The organism is Anaerostipes stercorihominis (assembly GCF_057535655.1).
In genome coordinates this window covers 1-17190 of record NZ_BAAJCL010000007.1, presented here as the reverse complement: position 1 = coordinate 17190, position 17190 = coordinate 1, and the positions used below count along the sequence as shown (strand labels likewise).

Annotated in this window: 17 protein-coding genes; 1 reads left to right on the top strand and 16 read right to left on the bottom strand. The window is 43.2% G+C overall.

From position 1 onward, the window contains the following. Nucleotides 1-5: 5 nt before the first annotated feature. The 16 genes from gatC to fsa form a co-directional block, all read right to left on the bottom strand. Entirely contained in the window at nucleotides 6-299 is a 294-nt protein-coding gene (gatC, locus tag AC27EF_RS08040) for an Asp-tRNA(Asn)/Glu-tRNA(Gln) amidotransferase subunit GatC (protein ID WP_487110149.1), read from the bottom strand. Nucleotides 300-339: 40 nt separating this feature from the next. Further along, nucleotides 340-846 carry a gamma carbonic anhydrase family protein gene (locus AC27EF_RS08035; protein WP_487110147.1) on the bottom strand — a complete coding sequence of 169 codons (507 nt, stop codon included), beginning with the start codon at nucleotides 844-846 and terminating at the stop codon, nucleotides 340-342. Nucleotides 847-848: 2 nt separating this feature from the next. After that, entirely contained in the window at nucleotides 849-1349 is a 501-nt protein-coding gene (locus AC27EF_RS08030) for a hypothetical protein (protein ID WP_487110145.1), read from the bottom strand. An 8-nt stretch (nucleotides 1350-1357) separates the two neighbouring features. After that, nucleotides 1358-1993 carry a thiamine diphosphokinase gene (locus AC27EF_RS08025; RefSeq protein WP_487110143.1) on the bottom strand — a complete coding sequence of 212 codons (636 nt, stop codon included), beginning with the start codon at nucleotides 1991-1993 and terminating at the stop codon, nucleotides 1358-1360. Beyond that, nucleotides 1993-2868: a ribosome small subunit-dependent GTPase A gene (gene rsgA, locus AC27EF_RS08020; RefSeq protein WP_487110141.1), complete on the bottom strand. Its 876-nt coding sequence runs from the start codon at nucleotides 2866-2868 to the stop codon at nucleotides 1993-1995. The genes AC27EF_RS08025 and rsgA overlap by 1 nt, the downstream gene beginning before the upstream one ends. 18 nt (nucleotides 2869-2886) lie before the next feature. After that, nucleotides 2887-4731, bottom strand: coding sequence for a Stk1 family PASTA domain-containing Ser/Thr kinase (gene pknB, locus AC27EF_RS08015; protein ID WP_487110139.1), 1845 nt, complete (start codon nucleotides 4729-4731; stop codon nucleotides 2887-2889). An 11-nt stretch (nucleotides 4732-4742) separates the two neighbouring features. After that, nucleotides 4743-5462 carry a Stp1/IreP family PP2C-type Ser/Thr phosphatase gene (locus tag AC27EF_RS08010; protein ID WP_487110137.1) on the bottom strand — a complete coding sequence of 240 codons (720 nt, stop codon included), beginning with the start codon at nucleotides 5460-5462 and terminating at the stop codon, nucleotides 4743-4745. Between the two features lie 12 nt (nucleotides 5463-5474). Then, nucleotides 5475-6506 (bottom strand): dual-specificity RNA methyltransferase RlmN, encoded by a 1032-nt coding sequence (gene rlmN, locus AC27EF_RS08005; RefSeq protein ID WP_487110135.1) that lies wholly within the window; start codon nucleotides 6504-6506, stop codon nucleotides 5475-5477. A 1-nt stretch (nucleotide 6507) separates the two neighbouring features. Further along, a complete protein-coding gene (gene rsmB, locus AC27EF_RS08000; RefSeq protein WP_487110133.1) occupies nucleotides 6508-7851 on the bottom strand; it encodes a 16S rRNA (cytosine(967)-C(5))-methyltransferase RsmB in 1344 nt (447 codons plus the stop codon). A gap of 1 nt (nucleotide 7852) precedes the next feature. Further along, nucleotides 7853-8782 (bottom strand): methionyl-tRNA formyltransferase, encoded by a 930-nt coding sequence (gene fmt / locus AC27EF_RS07995; protein ID WP_487110131.1) that lies wholly within the window; start codon nucleotides 8780-8782, stop codon nucleotides 7853-7855. A gap of 1 nt (nucleotide 8783) precedes the next feature. Further along, nucleotides 8784-9263 (bottom strand): peptide deformylase, encoded by a 480-nt coding sequence (def, locus tag AC27EF_RS07990; RefSeq protein ID WP_487110129.1) that lies wholly within the window; start codon nucleotides 9261-9263, stop codon nucleotides 8784-8786. Between the two features lie 22 nt (nucleotides 9264-9285). After that, nucleotides 9286-11511, bottom strand: coding sequence for a replication restart helicase PriA (gene priA, locus AC27EF_RS07985; RefSeq protein WP_487110127.1), 2226 nt, complete (start codon nucleotides 11509-11511; stop codon nucleotides 9286-9288). Nucleotides 11512-11514: 3 nt separating this feature from the next. Next, nucleotides 11515-12864 (bottom strand): phosphoglucosamine mutase, encoded by a 1350-nt coding sequence (gene glmM, locus AC27EF_RS07980; protein ID WP_487110125.1) that lies wholly within the window; start codon nucleotides 12862-12864, stop codon nucleotides 11515-11517. Nucleotides 12865-13199: 335 nt separating this feature from the next. Then, a complete protein-coding gene (locus tag AC27EF_RS07975; RefSeq protein ID WP_487110123.1) occupies nucleotides 13200-14138 on the bottom strand; it encodes a transketolase family protein in 939 nt (312 codons plus the stop codon). A gap of 1 nt (nucleotide 14139) precedes the next feature. Next, complete coding sequence (locus AC27EF_RS07970; protein ID WP_487110121.1) at nucleotides 14140-14961, bottom strand: transketolase; 822 nt, start codon at nucleotides 14959-14961, stop codon at nucleotides 14140-14142. An 18-nt stretch (nucleotides 14962-14979) separates the two neighbouring features. Beyond that, nucleotides 14980-15636: a fructose-6-phosphate aldolase gene (gene fsa / locus AC27EF_RS07965; protein ID WP_487110119.1), complete on the bottom strand. Its 657-nt coding sequence runs from the start codon at nucleotides 15634-15636 to the stop codon at nucleotides 14980-14982. A gap of 338 nt (nucleotides 15637-15974) precedes the next feature. On the opposite strand from fsa, the gene AC27EF_RS07960 reads away from it, so the two are divergent. Further along, nucleotides 15975-17063, top strand: coding sequence for a LacI family DNA-binding transcriptional regulator (locus AC27EF_RS07960; protein WP_487110117.1), 1089 nt, complete (start codon nucleotides 15975-15977; stop codon nucleotides 17061-17063). Nucleotides 17064-17190 lie beyond the last annotated feature (127 nt).

The following is a 17190-nucleotide window of genomic DNA, read 5'->3' as shown; positions in this document are numbered from 1 at the left end:
GCCTCCTAAATAATTGTCTTCGGCACGACAAAGGAACCATCCTGTTCCTGTGGTGCATTCTTTAATGTTTCTTCGCTTCCATCTCCATTGGTTACCACATCCTCACGGAACACATTATGAATCGGAAACACATGAGACATGGGTTCTGCACAGTCGGTATCCAGTTCATTTAATTTATCGACATAATCCAGCATGCTTTCCATATCTTTCTTTGCCTGTTCTTTTTCTTCCTCAGACAGCTCCAGCTTTGCAAGAATTCCAACATACTCAATTGTCGCATCATCAATATGATTTGCCATAGATTTTCCTCCTAATTCTTTGCCTATTTTATTTATGTTCTTATAAAATCCCATCTTTCTCCAACTGCTGTCCCACTTCCAGATATTCTTCTTCACTGCCTCTGATATAGCTCTTTTCTTCCTCTGTCAGCGGTCTCCTGATTTTTGCCGGGCTTCCCATCACAAGCATTCCGTCCGGTATTTCCACATTCTGCGTGACAAGACTTCCGGCGCCGATCAAACATTCTTTTCCGATCTTCGCTCCGTCCATGACCACGGAACCCATTCCGACAAGCGTATGATCCCCAATTTCACAGCCATGAATCACAGCATTGTGCCCTATGGTCACTCCATCTCCAATGACAACAGAGTATCCCTCTCCCACATGAATGGTGCAATTTTCCTGAATGTTGCTTCGTTTTCCGATCCGAATGGTTTCCTTTCCCTCACAGCGTATCACGGTATAAAACAGAACGACACTCTCATCTCCAATGGAAATATCTCCCAACAGCACTGTTTCTTTTGCAATTTTAGCTGAATCTGCAATTTTTACCTGACGATAACTCATTCTTATTTCCCAACTTTCTTCTTATTACTTTTCTGAGAATAGTTCATTCGGCCTTCTTTCCATCCCTTTTTATCCGTCTTATCCCAATCCAGATTATCTCCGTAGATATATCGGGTCATCCACAGAAGACTTAAGGTCGGAACAACCACCCAAAAGACACGGTTATTCACAGTCATCAGAAAATCCAAAAACTGCACGCCCAGATAATGGAGAATTAAAATCAATGCCCATGCCATAATGAGCCAATATCCGATGTTAAACACAAGCGGCATATCTCTTCCCATTTCTTTTCCGAAATAGAACCGCTCCGCTGTTAAAATAATCACTGAAAAAATGGTCATCTCAAAACAAATCTGATAAAACTCTGATCCTTTCATATAAGCGCCGAGAAACATTCCCGCCACAGATACGATAAACATTAGAATCAGACAAGTCCAGAGGATTTTCTCCAGTTTCCCTTTTAGATTGCTTTTTTGTTGTCTTGTTTCATTTGTACGTTTCATGATTCACCTCAATCTTTGCTTTCTATTAAAATCAGACGTCCCTCCCGGAAAGAAATCTGTCCTTCTTCTTCCTTCAGTTCATTGCTGATCCCCCAGGATTCATGAAATACCAGCGTATCTTCATGAAGAAGGTATTTAAATCCCCGCAGTGTCACGCCTTTTGCTTCATACATCGGAATCAGCGAGATATAATTTCCGAATACATCTTTTTTGGCAATCCGAGTACTGTGCTTTAAGACCCGAATGCGGTTATGCGCGTCAATTAGCTGTGCTCTCACGCCTTTTTGTTCCGCGTAAAATAACTGACCAATATTTCCGAGCACATGATCCATCCTTGTGCCGATTCCTCCCGCCAAAAGAATTTCCTGCGCGCCTGATGTGATCGCATGCTCTACTGCCAGTCCGGTATCCGTATCATCCTTTTCACATGGAACAACAATTTTATCTCCCTCTGCAAATTCCTCCAAAACGCTTCGGTCGCAGCTGTCAAAGTCTCCCAGCATCACGTCAGGGCAAACCCCCAGCGCTTTTGCATGTAATAATCCGCGGTCTGCGGCAATGATCCGATCCGGTTTCCATTTTTCGATATATTCTGAAACAAATTTCTGATCAAAATCTCCGCCTGTAAGAATTAATACCTTCATTACCATTTTCTCTTTTCTTTTAATTCTGTATAAATATTTACATAATTATCATACCGAATCCGACTGATTTTGCCCTCCTCCAACGCCTTTTTGACTCCGCAGTCGGGCTCATGAGTATGACTGCACCCCTGGAATCGGCACTGATCTTCGTATGGAGCAAATTCCTGAAAATAATCCCGGATTTCATCTTTCTCAAACATATGGACAAACAAAGAGCTAAATCCCGGAGTATCCAAAACAAAGGTATCGCTCTCCACACAGATCAGCTCCGAATGTCTTGTAGTATGACGTCCTCTTTGAATTTTCTGACTGACTTCCCCGGTCTCCATCTGCGCCTGCGGATGAAGGACGTTCATCAAAGAAGATTTTCCGACTCCGGAAGGTCCTGCAAGAACCGTTGTCTTTTTCAGAATCAAGCTGCGGATTTCGTCAATTCCTTCTTCCTCTTTTACACTCATAAATTTTACCATATGTCCGCAGTGCTCATACACGGACTCCAGCAATTTTAAATCTTTTTCTTTTGCAAGGTCGACCTTATTAAAACAGACAATCACCGGAACCCCCTGCTTTTCCATCATCATTAAAAACCGGTCCAACAGATTATAATTGGGGTTTGGATTTTTTGCCGCAAAAATAATCAGCGCCTGATCCACATTGGAAACAGCGGGACGAAGCAGTTCATTCTTTCTTGGGAAAATCTTTACAATATTTCCTTCCTGATCTGCCTCATCCAAAACATCAATTTCCACATTATCCCCCACTAAGGGTTTCATCTTCTTATTGCGGAAAATACCTTTTGCTTTGCATTCATATAATTTGTCTTCCGTCTGCACATAATAAAACCCTGCAATTCCTTTGATGATTTTTCCCTGCATGAAACTTCAACACTCCTGTTATTCTTCCGACTGAATATCGTCTTCGGTACTTTCCGTAGAACCGGTTCTGGGTCCCTGACTGATATAGATTCCCACAGCCGTTCCCTTCTTCACCCTGGTTCCCGCACTGATCGTCTGACGGATGACCAGACCCCTTTCCACAGTATCACTATACTCTGTTAAGACACTTCCGAGACTCAGTCCCATATTTCTTAACTGCTGTCTCGCCTCGGACTGTGTATAATACTTCAAATTCGGCACAGTCACCTTCTCGACTTCCTTCTCGCCTTTGCTGACGGTAATGATAACAGAGGAACCCTTCTGCATCTTCGTTCCTCCCGACGGAGACTGAGAAATCACATACCCTTCCTTCACATCAGAACTATACGCCTGCTTTACCTTTACGCGGAATCCAAGCTCATTTAATGTACTTTTTGCGGAGGATTCGCTCCTGTCTTCCACATCCGGTACTGCCACTTCCTCTTTGCTCGGATCTCTTCCTTTGCTGACCGTCAGAGTAATCTCAGTGCCTTTTTCCACTTCCACGTCACTCTCCGGACTCTGAGCTGCTACCATTCCTTCTTCATATCCATCGTCATATTTTTCCACTTTTTTAATTTTTAAATTATCTCCGATCAGCTCTTTTGCCGCATCGTAAGACATACCCACAACCTTCGGAACAAGATACGGTTCGTTATCTTCTGTAGTTTCCATAGATTCCGTGGTCACGGATACCTTCGTCGTTCCTGTACTTTTTCCGGATTTAAACAGTCCGGAACTGCGGACAACAAAAACCAAAACAGAAATTAAAATGATCGCGCCCACAACTGCTGCCAGCACAATCACCAGTTTTTCCAGCTTTGAATTCATTCCTCCCTCATCTTCTTCGTCGAATCCGTCCACATACGCATTTTCATGCCCGTTTTCCAACACAGAATCCTCAGTGATTTCCCCTTCCTCCTGTCCGAGCTCACTTTGATCAATCATAATCGTCGGCGAATCATCCATAGCCGGCATAACGCCGATATATTCCCCTGACGTATCCTCAAACACCAATTTCAGATCACTGATTAATTCTTCTGCTGTCTGATAGCGTTCTTCCGGTTTCTTCATGGCACATTTCAAAATAATCTTTTCCAGACTATCCGGAATATCTTCCCGAATCTGACTCGGCGGAACAATTTCATTCTGCAAATGCATCAGCGCAATGGTTACGCCATTTTCATGGTCGAACGGCACATGACCGGTTGCCATCTCATACATCGTAATTCCAAGAGAATAGATATCGCTCTTCTCATCGCAAAACCTTCCCTTTGCCTGCTCCGGCGAAATATAATGAACAGACCCCATGGCCGTTGCCGTGGAGGTCACCGTATTATTGTTGGCTGCCTTGGCAATGCCGAAATCTGTCACCTTAATATTTCCGCTTTCGGATACCAGAATATTCTGAGGCTTAATATCTCTGTGGATAATATGATTTTTATGCGCATGGGAAATTGCCGAAGCAATCTGCAGAGAAATCTCTACCGTCTCCTTTGGAGACAGATATCCCTTGCGCCGAATATAATCCTTGAGAGTCATTCCATCCGCCAATTCCATCACAATATAATTCACGCCGTCTTCCATCCCCACATCATAAATATTTACAATATTGGGATGGTTCAGGCGAGCCACTGCCTGTGCTTCTATCTCAAATTTTCTTAAAAATTTCTCATCTTCTACGTATTCACTTTTTAAAACTTTTACTGCTATCTTTCGATTTAATTTATGATCTTTTGCCATATATACATCTGCCATTCCGCCGCTGCCGATTCTTTTCAAAATCTCATAGCGGCTTCCCAGCATCGTACCCAATTCTAACATCCGTCCTCACCTCATCTCCTTAAATCCACAATCACCAGCGAAATATTATCCTTCCCGCCGTACTCATTGGCACGGGCAATCATCTGATTGGCTTTCTTTTCGATCTGGCTGTGATCTAAAAGAAGTTCTTTTAATTCGTCATCAGCTATCATATTGGTAAGTCCATCGCTGCAGAGCAGCAGGTATCCTTCCTTAGCTTCCAATTCAAAGAAATCTGGAACTGCGGTCTGTCCTCCCACTGCTCTTGTAATCAAATTCTTCTTCGGATGAAACCTTCCCTGTTCTCTCTTCAGCACCCCCGCATGAATCAATTCTTCCACATAGGAGTGATCTACGGTAATCTGCTTAAGCTCTTTCTCTCCATAATACAATCGGCTGTCTCCGATATTCATCACTGTAATTTTCTCATCCGAAACCTCTGCCGCCACAAACGTCGTACCCATTCCGGCATATTGAACATCATTTCTGCATTTGTCTGAAATTTCCTGATTCACTGCAGCAATCGCTTCTCTCATACACTCTATCGTATTTTTCTCCTCAGAGGCTTCCACCAATTCCACAAAGCGTTTGACAGCATAATCTGCCGCATACCCTCCGGACTGATGTCCTCCCATTCCGTCTGCAACAATATACAGACTTTTCAAATTGCCTACCGGCTGATCGCTAAAGAAAATTCTATCTTGATTTTCTGTACGGACTTTTCCGATATGTGAGGCTCCTACGGATCGCATCTTCGTTCTCCTTTACACTCTTGACTGCAGTTTCTTTCGTCTAAGCTGTCCACAGGCTGCATGAATATCTGCGCCCATTTCCCTTCTTATGGTAACATTTACACGATTTTTTTCAAGTATCTTTTTAAATTCCATGACAGATTCCGGTACGGACTGCTTAAAATCCCTCTCTTTGATGGGGTTTACCGGAATCAGATTGACATGACATGCAAACCCGGAAAGCCTTGATGCCAGCTCTCTGGCATGTTCCGGACGATCATTGACCCCTGCTACAAGACTGTACTCAAAGGTAATTCTTCGGTTTGTCTCCTGGAAATAAAAATGGCAGGCATCAAAGAGCTCCTCCAGGGAATATTTGTTTGCAATCGGCATCAGCTCTCTGCGCATGGGATCATTGGGCGAATGAAGTGAAATTGCCAAAGTAATCTGAAAATGATGCCGTGCCAGTTCTATAATCTTTGGAACAATGCCACAGGTGGAAATCGTAAGATTCCTCTGGCTGATCTTTAATCCATCCTCAGAAGTAATCAGTTCCAAAAATCTTAAAACATTTTCAAAATTGTCCATAGGTTCTCCGGTTCCCATCATCACCACATTGGATATTCTTTCCCCGAGATCCCTTTGAATATAATAAATTTGAGACAGCATCTCTGAAGGCTCTAAATTTCGGTCCAGTCCGCCCAGAGTCGACGCGCAGAACCTGCATCCCATCCGGCATCCTGCCTGCGAGGAAATGCAGACAGAATTTCCATGCCGGTATTTCATTAAGACACTCTCAATGATATTTCCGTCATATAATTCAAACAGATACTTTCTTGTTCCATCTAATTTTGAAATATAACAATCCAGAGGCTTCACCCCGTAAATACTTCCATTTTGCGCAATTTTTTCTTTCAACGATTTGGGAAGATTGTTCATTTCCTCCATCGACAATGCCAAATGTTTATGAAACCACTGAAACACTTGCCTGCCTCGAAACTTTTTCTCTCCAATCGCCTCCATGTATTCGCAAAGCTCGGGAAGTGTCATTGACTTTAAATCCATCTTATCGTCTCCTTAACTTTCCGACAAAAAATCCATCACACGGATGAATTCCCGGCAAAAGCTGCAGATACCCCTTTGCCGCCGTATCAATCTCTAATCCCTCCGGCAGCTCCTGTCGCAGATCTACCGGTTCATAATCGTAATTTTCTAAAATCCAATGGTAATTCTCTTCGTTTTCTTCCGGATTGATCGTACAAGTGCTGTACAATAGAATTCCCCCCGGTTTTACATATTTCACAGCATTCTCAAGAATCTCTCTTTGTAATTTCACCAGATCTTTCATTCCTTCCTCAGAAATATGGTATTTAATATCATTTTTTCTTCCCATAATTCCAAGACCGGAACACGGTAAATCCGCAATTACCGCATCTGCCCGATTCAAAAACTCTTCATCCAGTTCTCTGGCGTCAAATACCTGTGTCCGAAGATTTTTAAGCCCTGTGCGTTCTATATTTTCCTCCACCAGATCAACTTTATACTCTGTCAAATCTCTGGAAAAAACCATTCCGCTTCCCTTCATCTGATCTGCGGCATAAATAGCTTTCCCGCCCGGTGCGCTGCAAAGGTCCAGAATCGTCTGTCCCTCCTTGGCATCCAGCAGCGATGCTGCCAGCATAGAGCTTTCATCCTGAACGATGCACTTTCCTTCTCGAAATGCCTCCAGACGATATAAAAAATCATAGCCTGAGATACGGAGAGCATTCTCAAGAAAACTGCCATCCTCCACTGTCACTCCCTCTTTGACAAGAGACCGTCTGATGTTTTCTTTCTCGTCTCTGGAAATGAGACAACAAAGCGTTGTTTTCTTTTCCTCTAAATAAGAAGCAAGAATCCTCTCAACCGTCTCCAGATCATAGGTCCTGTGAAAAAAGCGAACCAGCCACTCCGGCATGGAATAGACAACAGAAAAATAGAGAAACGGGTCTTTTTCTTTTTCCGGAAACTTTATTTGCTCTTTCTTTCTGGAAATCGTTCGCAGCACTCCGTTTACAAATCCGGATAATCCGGAAAATCCACGTTTTTTCGCTAATTTTACTGCCTCATTGCAGACGGCGGAATCCGGAACCTGATCCATATATAAAATCTGATAAATGCTCATGCGCAGCAGGCTGCGAATCAAAGGCTTGCATTTTCGGATTTTTATTTTAGAAAACTGATCTCCAATGTAATCAATGGTGATCTGCCGCTCTAAGGTTCCCTCGGTAAGCCTTGTAAAAAAAGCTCTGTCCCGCTTTGACGAAAACTGATATCTTTCCAGTACATTTCCAATGGCTATGTGTGATAATTCCTCTTTTTTATCCACCCGGATCAGCACATTCAGTGCACATTCTCTTGGATTTTCCATGTTAATCTCCCAACTTGATTCCTTTTTCCACCTGAGTTCCAAGCAAAAATGCGGAAACCTTCATTCGTTTTTTCCCTGCCATTTGAATTTCCTGCAGCTTCAAAGCTCCCTCTCCGGCAGCCACAATCATAGCATCCTTGGTCACATCCAGAATGGTTCCCGGCTCTCCGTCCGAATATCCGTCAACAACCTCCGCCTCCCATATTTTCAATGTTTTTCCGTGAAAAAACGTATAGGCGCTTGGCCACGGATTCATTCCCCGGATCAGACATTCAATTTCTCCGGCAGATTTTGAAAAATCAATCTGTCCCATCTCTTTAGTCAGCATACTGGCATAAGAACTCTGTGCATCTTCCTGTTTGATGCGAACTGCCGTTCCATCCTCCAGTTTTTTCAGAGTTTTTAAAAGCAGCTCTGCTCCCGCTTTCATCAATTTATCGTGAAGAGATCCTGCCGTTTCTTTTGGGGTCAGAAAAATCTCTTCTTTCTCAATCATATCTCCGGTGTCCAAACCTTTTTCCATGTACATGGTAGTGATTCCGGTTTTTTTCTGCCCATCTAAAACTGCCCACTGAATCGGGGCTGCCCCCCGATACTTTGGTAGAAGGGAGCCATGGACATTGATGCATCCGTACTTTGGAATTTTCAAAATACTCTCCGGAAGAATCTGACCGTATGCCACAACTACAATCACATCCGGATTTATATTTTGAAGAATCTCCACAAATGCTTCATCTCTTGCTTTCTCCGGCTGATACACCGGAATATTGTACTCTGCCGCTTTTTCCTTGACCGGAGGAAACTTCCATTTTTTTCCCCTCCCGCTTTGTTTATCTGGCTGTGTGACCACAGCCTCCACCTGATGATGATCGATCAGAGCCTGAAGTGTCGGTACCGCAAACTCCGGAGTTCCCATAAATACTGCTCTCATTCTACTCTCCTTCTTCGTATGCAACCTCTTTTACCGGTCCCTCTGCCACATCCGGATAGAGTACTCCATCCAAATGATCCAGCTCATGACAAATTGCCCTGGCAAACAGACCGAATCCCTCGACTGTGACCGGATCCATATTTTCGTCATAGGCGCTGCAAATCACGTGATCCGGCCGCTTCACAACGGCTACTTTTCCCGGAAGACTTAAGCACCCTTCTTCTCCGATCTGTTCTCCGTCTCTGTGAATAATTCTCGGATTTACTAAGGTGACCCGCTCTCCCTCTTCTCCGGTATCAATCACTACGATTCTTTTCAAAATCCCGACCTGAGGCGCTGCCAGTCCAACTCCCATCGCCTCATACATTGTTTCATACATATCCTCAATTAAGGTCTGAATTCTAGGTGTGATCTCTTTGACTTCCTTTGCTGTTTTTCTGAGAACATCGTCTCCCATCACTCGTATTTTCCGAATTGCCATTTTATTGCTCCTTCCTACTTATTTAATAACTATTCATTGGATTAAAATCGAAATTTACTAACAAATTTCTGCGGATTTTTTTTTGTTCGATCCACTCTTCCAGACGGTCTTTTGCCTGAATTAATATTTCAATTTTTTCGTTTTTTATATAAATTACCCATCGATACTGATCATTGATTTTTCCAAAGCTGGCCTCGCTTGGTCCGACAACCGCAAGATCCATGTGCCGGATTACCGCTGCCATCGCCTGAGCTGCAGATGCTACCTGTTTTTGATCTTCACCGGAAATAAAAACTACCAGCATCTGCCACTGCGGCGGATACCGAAGCAGGGTCCGATAACTTATTTCTTCCTGATAAAATGCCTGATAATCTTGTTTTGCCGCAGCTGCAATGCTGTAATGCTCCGGAGAATAGGTCTGAATCACAACTTCCCCCTTTTTTTCTCCCCGTCCGGCTCTTCCCGCCGCCTGCGTCAAAAGCTGAAAAGTTCGCTCCCCTGCCCGGTAATCACTGGCGTGCAATGACAAATCTGCCGCAAGAACCCCAACCAGCGTCACATTGGCAAAATCATGCCCTTTTACAATCATCTGGGTTCCCACCAGAATATCTGCTTCTCCTTTGGAAAAGGCGGTTAAAATCTGCTCATGGCTATGTTTCTTTTTTGTGGTATCCATATCCATTCTCAAAACTTTCGCATTGGGAAATTCCCGGTGCAAAGCCGCCTCCACTTTTTGCGTTCCCAGCCCAAACGCAGCAATATAGGGACTGCCGCACTGGGGACAGATCTTCACCATCGGCTGTTGGAAACCGCAATAATGACACTTTAGCATCCCCTCTCTGTGATAGGTCATCGACACATCACAGTGCGGACATTGAATCACATGTCCGCAGCTTCGGCAGGAGACAAACCCCGCATACCCTCTGCGGTTTAAAAACAACATCATCTGCTCGCCCCGCGCCAATCGCTCTTCCATCAGCGCCTTTAATTTTCGGCTGAACATACTTCGGTTTCCGGCCTTTAATTCTTCCCTTAAATCTTCAATATATACCTGAGGCAAGATTGCTTCTTTTGCCCGCTTTGTAAGCTCCCAAAGCCTGTAGCGCCCCTCCAGCGCATTTTTATAGCTTTCCACCGAAGGAGTCGCAGAACCGAGAATCACCGATGCCCCTTCCATTCTTGCTTTCTCAATTGCCACTTCTCTTGCATGATATTTGGGTGTCTGCTCACTTTTATAGCTTCCTTCGTGTTCCTCATCTATAATAATGAGTCCCAGATTGGGAAACGGCACAAACAATGCCGACCTCGGTCCGATGATAACATCCACTTCTCCCCGCTTTGCACGCAGCCACTGATCGTATTTTTCGCCTTTCGACAATCTGGAATTTAAGATCGAAACCTTCTCTCCAAACCGCTCCATAAACCTTACAACCGTCTGATAAGTCAGAGCAATTTCCGGGATTAAAACAATCACCTGCTTCCCACAGGCAAGAACCTCTTCGATGGCTGCCAGATATACTTCCGTCTTGCCGCTTCCGGTCACTCCATGCAGCAGATAAGTTTTCCGATCCCCCCGTGAAAAATCCTCCCGAAACTCATCTGCCAGCTTTTGCTGCTGATCATTTAATATGTTCGGTGGTTTTCCTCGCTGAATCACCGGGTTCGGATTGCGGTAACAGGACTCTGTCACAATCCGGAGAATTCCATCCTCCTCCATACGATCTGCCGTACCTTTTGAAATCTTTAAATCCTTTGCTGCCCTTTCCCACGAAATTCTTCGATTATCCAGCAACGCCGCCAAAAGCCTTGCTTTTGCGGTATAGTGCTTTGAAAAATACTCCTCCAGCAAAGCCTGTCCATGGACAGGATCTATGGAAAGTTCTAAATATTTATGCACTTTTCCGGTTATTTTCTCCTGCACAGGAAGCACCGTCTTTAACGCCTGAATCATGGTAGAACCATAATTTCGCCGAATCCATGCGGCAAGTTCCATCATCTTCGACTCCACGCCTACGTGGTTTGTTTCAATCCGAAGAATCTCCTTCACTTTGCTTTCATCATAATCAATCGAAGATGCAAGACGTACAACATATCCTTTCTGTTCTTTATTGGAACACCCAAATGGAACAACAACCTGCTGTCCCACCCGGATTTTGCTCATTAAGGAAAAAGGCACTTTGTATCCAAATACCCGATCCAGTGCCTCATGAGAAATATTAATGATAATATCTGCATATAACTTTTCCATAAATTATTTGACGACATGACCTTTCTGTCTTAAAACCTTCACCACTCGATCCACCTGACTCCTGCAGATTTCATGACTTCTTGCCTCTACCATCACACGGATCAGCGGTTCGGTTCCGCTTTCGCGAACCAAAATTCTTCCGTCATCTCCCAGTTCTTTTTCTACTTCCGCAACCACTGCTCTGACATCCTCATCTTCCTGTGCGGCTTTCTTATCTTCCACTCGGACATTTTCCAGAATCTGAGGGAAAATATCAACCGGTTCAATCAACTGTCCCAGTGTCTGCTTCTGTTCCATCATGGCTTCCATAATCTTAAGAGAAGTTAAAATTCCATCCCCAGTCGTTGCAAACTTTCTGAAAATAATATGCCCGGACTGCTCTCCTCCCAGCGCATGCCCATTTTTCACCATATTCTCATTGACATACTTATCGCCTACTGCTGTTTTCTCATAACTGATTCCCGCTGCATCCAACGCCTTGTAAAGCCCAAGATTTGACATCACTGTTGTAACAACCGTATTGTTGTTCAATTCTCCATGCTTCTTCATATACTGACCGCACACATAAAGAATCAAATCTCCATCCACAACTTTCCCGTTCTCATCCACAGCAATACAACGGTCTGCGTCTCCATCATAAGCAAATCCCACATCCAGATGATTTTCTTTAACATATCCCTGTAAAATTTCAATATGTGTAGATCCGCAGTTGGTATTAATATTGGTTCCATCCGGGTCCTGATTTATGACGTAAGTCTCTGCCCCCAAGGCCTTAAACACATTTTCGGCGATGGCAAAGGAACTTCCGTTGGCGCAATCCAGTCCAACCTTCATTCCTTTAAAAGAACGATCCGCAGAAGAAATCAAATATCCGATGTAGTGATTTCTTCCCGCAGAATAATCTTTTGCCCTTCCTATCTCTTTTTTTGTCGCAAATGGAAGTTCTTCGATTTTCCCATCAATGTATGCTTCAATTTTTTCCTCAACCTCTGCTTCCATTTTGTGGCCCTTGGCATTTATTAATTTGATTCCATTATCATAAAACGGATTATGACTGGCAGAAATCATAATGCCGCAGTCAAACTGCTCTGTTCTTACTACGTACGCTACACTCGGCGTTGTGGTAACATACAGCATATAAGCATCCGCCCCGGAAGCTGTAAGCCCTGCCACCAAGGCATTCTCAAACATATAGCTACTGCGTCTCGTATCCTTTCCAATCACAACCTTTGCTCTGGCTGTTTTCTGATTAAAATACCACCCGATAAAACGCCCCACCTTATATGCGTGTTCCACAGTTAAATCTATATTCGCTTCTCCCCGAAATCCATCTGTTCCAAAATATTTTCCCATCTTAAACTCCTTAATTTTTATACCTTATCGGACAAAGTCCACCCAGCCGCAGGGCTTTGAATTTACGCGTGCCCTGCGGTATACGTTTCTGACATAGCTTTTATTATAACATGATTTTTTCTTACGATCAAACCAAAGACATCACCAAATCACCGGAAGTGCCAAAGGCACATTCCGGGATTGTAAGCTTTCGCAGCTTTCCTCTGCACATCGTGTGCATCCTGCGGAGCGTTTTTGTAATAGAGGAAAGCAAAAACCATAAGTCCACCTAAAAAAAGAGAAGATCTGCTGTCAGAGCAAATCTTCTGCTTTTTATTTTTTCTTATTCTTATTATTTATCTCACAAAAGCTTTTACTTTTGCCGCAATGCTGTCTGCATCCAAACCAAATTCTTTGATCAATTCAATCGCAGGTCCGGAATGTCCGAACTCATCATTCACACCAATCTTTAATACCGGTGTCGGTGCCTTTTCTGCCAGAACATCACATACAGCGCTTCCCAGTCCGCCGATAACGGAATGTTCTTCTACAACAACGACTTTTCCGGTCTCTTTTGCTGCTTCCAAAACCAACGCGTCATCCAACGGTTTTACGGTTGCCATATTAATGACTTTCACATTGATGCCGTCTGCTTCTAATTTCTTTGCTGCCTCCATAGCTTCTGCCACACAAAGTCCATTTGCAATGACTGCAACGTCAGAACCTTCTTTTAAGACCTTTCCTTTTCCGATTTCAAACTTATAGTCTTCATCATTAATTACCGGAACTGCCAAACGTCCGAATCTCATATAAACCGGACCATCCATTTCCGCTGCTGCCTTTACGGCTGCCTTTGCTTCAATATCATCAGAAGGAACAATCACTGTCATTCCCGGAATTGTGCGCATTAAAGCAATATCTTCACAGCACTGATGCGTAGCTCCGTCTTCTCCTACAGAGATTCCGCCGTGAGTTGCCCCGATCTTCACATTCAGATGAGGATATCCAATCGAATTTCTCACCTGCTCAAAAGCACGTCCTGCTGCAAACATTGCAAAACTGCTGACAAACGGAACCATTCCTGCTGCTGCCAGCCCTGCTCCGATACCTACCATGTTGCACTCGGCAATTCCACAGTCAATATGTCTTTCCGGAAACGCCTTCTTAAATACGCCTGTTTTTGTTGCAGCGGCCAAGTCGGCATCCAAAACTACAACATTAGGGTTTTCATTTCCTAATTCAACCAAAGCATTTCCATAGCTTTCTCTTGTCGCAATCTTCTTTACATCTGCCATCTTACTCGCCCACCTTTTCTAAATCTTTCAGTGCCTGTTCTAATTGTTCATCGTTTGGTGCAGCCCCATGCCATGAAGCCTGATTTTCCATAAAGGATACACCTTTTCCTTTGACGGTTTTCATCACAATTGCAGTTGGCATTCCTTTGCATTCCTTCGCCTGCTTAAATGCATCTGCAATCTGATCGAAATCATGTCCGTCGATTTCAACGACGTTGAAATTAAAGGCTTTAAACTTGTCTGCAATCGGATATGGAGAGCAAACATCTTCAATATTTCCATCAATCTGGAGACCATTATTATCAACAATCACGACCAGGTTATCCAGTTTTCTCGCTCCTGCAAACATTGCGGCTTCCCAAACCTGACCTTCCTGAATCTCGCCATCTCCAAGAAGTGTATAGGTGCGGTAATCTTTGTCCTGTAATCTCGCAGCCAGTGCCATACCGACAGCTGCTGAGATTCCCTGTCCGAGAGAACCGCTGGACATATCAACACCAGGAATTTTCTTCATATCCGGATGTCCCTGCAAATAGGATCCTACATGTCTTAAAGTTAACAGATCTTCTTTCGGGAAGAAACCTCTCTCTGCTAATGTTGCGTAATATCCCGGCGCAACATGACCTTTGGATAATACAAAGCGATCGCGATCCTCATCTTTTGGATTCTCCGGATCTACATTCATCTCAACAAAATATAAATATGTAAATACATCTGCTGCTGATAAAGATCCACCCGGATGTCCGGATTTTGCGGCATGCGTTGATTTCACAATGCCCTTACGGATCTCATTGGCTGTTTTCTTTAATTCTGCGGTTGTCATCGTGTATACCACCCTTTCTTATTCTCCGAATACTGCTTTATAGTCTGCCTGGAATTTCTCAATTCCCTGATCTGTCAATGGGTGTTTCATCATCTGCTCAAATACACTGTAAGGTACTGTTGCAATATCTGCTCCCATCTTAGCGCATTCAATCACGTGGATCGGATTACGAACACTTGCGCAGATAATCTGTGTATCAATATCTCCCGCCATATCAAAAATTTCTTTAATATCGGCAATTAAATCTAAACCGTTCTGAGAAATGTCATCTAATCTTCCAAGGAACGGAGATACATAAGTTGCTCCCGCTCTTGCTGCAAGAAGCGCCTGATTCGGGTTAAAGATCAATGTTAAATTTGTCTTAATTCCTTCAGAAGCCAAAACCTTTGTAGCTTTTAATCCTTCAATTGTTGTAGGAATTTTAACCACCATATTCGGATGAATTTTTGCGATTTCTCTTCCTTCTTTAATCATTCCCTCTGCATCTGTGGTTGTCGCTTTCACTTCTCCGCTGATCGCTCCGTCCACAATGGAAGTAATTTCCTTGATGACATCATCAAACTGTCTTCCTGATTTTGCGATTAAGGAAGGATTTGTTGTTACTCCACAGATTACTCCCATATCGTTTGCTTTGCGAATCTGATCTACATCGGCTGTGTCTACAAAAAATCTCATAATTCCATTCCTCCTAAAAAGTGTTGGTTTTCGTTTCTGTTATCATTTAAACACGGATGTGCCCTCTTGTCAAACTCTAAAAAACCGCTTATTTCCGTATGTTTATGGGTTTTCATTAATATTTTTTTAATTTATTAACGGCACATTTGATTTCTCCGATCAAAAGATCTGCACAGCCTGTCATCCGTTCCTGAAAAAAGCCTGATTTTCTCTACCTTTTCTTTTCCTTTTGTGTTATGATACATTTAATCTGATTAATATTTATCATTTTATTACTAATAAAATTTATTTTTATTAATCGCAATTAATTAATTAAAAAATTTTGATTAGGAGGAGTTATGGCCAACAAGAAAAAGATCACAACAAAAGATATTGCCAGACATGCGGGAGTCTCCCAATCTGCGGTTTCCATGATTTTAAACAACAAAAGCGGCGTTTCCTTTTCCGAAGAAACCAAACGCAGAGTCTTTTCCGCCGCCGGCGATCTGGGATATCAAAAAAAGAAATCGAAAATTTCTCACTCCAATGCACTTTCAAAAGTTATCATCATCATGTGTCCGTTCCTCTCAAACCACTATTATACAACTCTGATTCATTCCATCACAGAACGGGCTCATGATTACGGATATGTTACCTTTGCCGCACCAACTCTCAGAAACCCAAGTACCGAACAATATTATCTGGATATGGTCAAAGACAATCTGGATACCGCCGGCATTGTCTATCTCTATCCAACCTCATTTCTTCCGGAAGTCAATGAAATGTCCAAGCAGCTTCCCATTGTGAATATTGGAGATAAAAACGATGACATTGCCTTCGATTCCATTCATGTCAGCAGCCTGAAACCGGCAAGGCTGGTAGCAGAACATCTGATATCGCTGGGGCATACAAAAATCACGTATATTTCCACTCCCATTAGCAGCATTGAGCGCTCCCGCTCCAAACGATACGATGGTCTTGTAAATACATTTTTGGAACACGGTCTTGGAGAACATTGTGTTGAAATACGTTCCCTTTCTCCGGGGGAATATAATCTCCTGTCCCCAAACCTTTTGGAATACTCTTCTGGATATAACCTAACCAAACAAATTCTTGAAGAGGGAACCTCTTCCACCGCATTTGTGGGCTACAACGACATGGTTGCATTCGGAATTCTCGACGCTCTCTATGAAATGAAGTATAAAGTTCCCTCTGATTTTTCTGTTTGTGGATTTGACAATATTCCGATGGCAGATATGAACCGCATCTCACTTACCACTGTGGAACACTCCATCGAGGCAAAAGGACGAGAGGCGGTAGATATTATTGCAAGGCTCCGAGATTCCAAAACAAAAAACCAACCAAGAAGCTTTGTTACAAAGCTGGAGTTTGAACCATTTATTGTAAAACGAAAAAGTACCGGATCGAGTAGGAGAAATTCCTCTTAGGCGAGAAATTTCGACCTCTCACACCACCGTACGTACGGTTCCGTATACGGCGGTTCAATCAACTTAACAAGTAACACACCTTTTGGTGTAGTAATTTAACATTGAGACTAATCCAAATTGGGTTAGT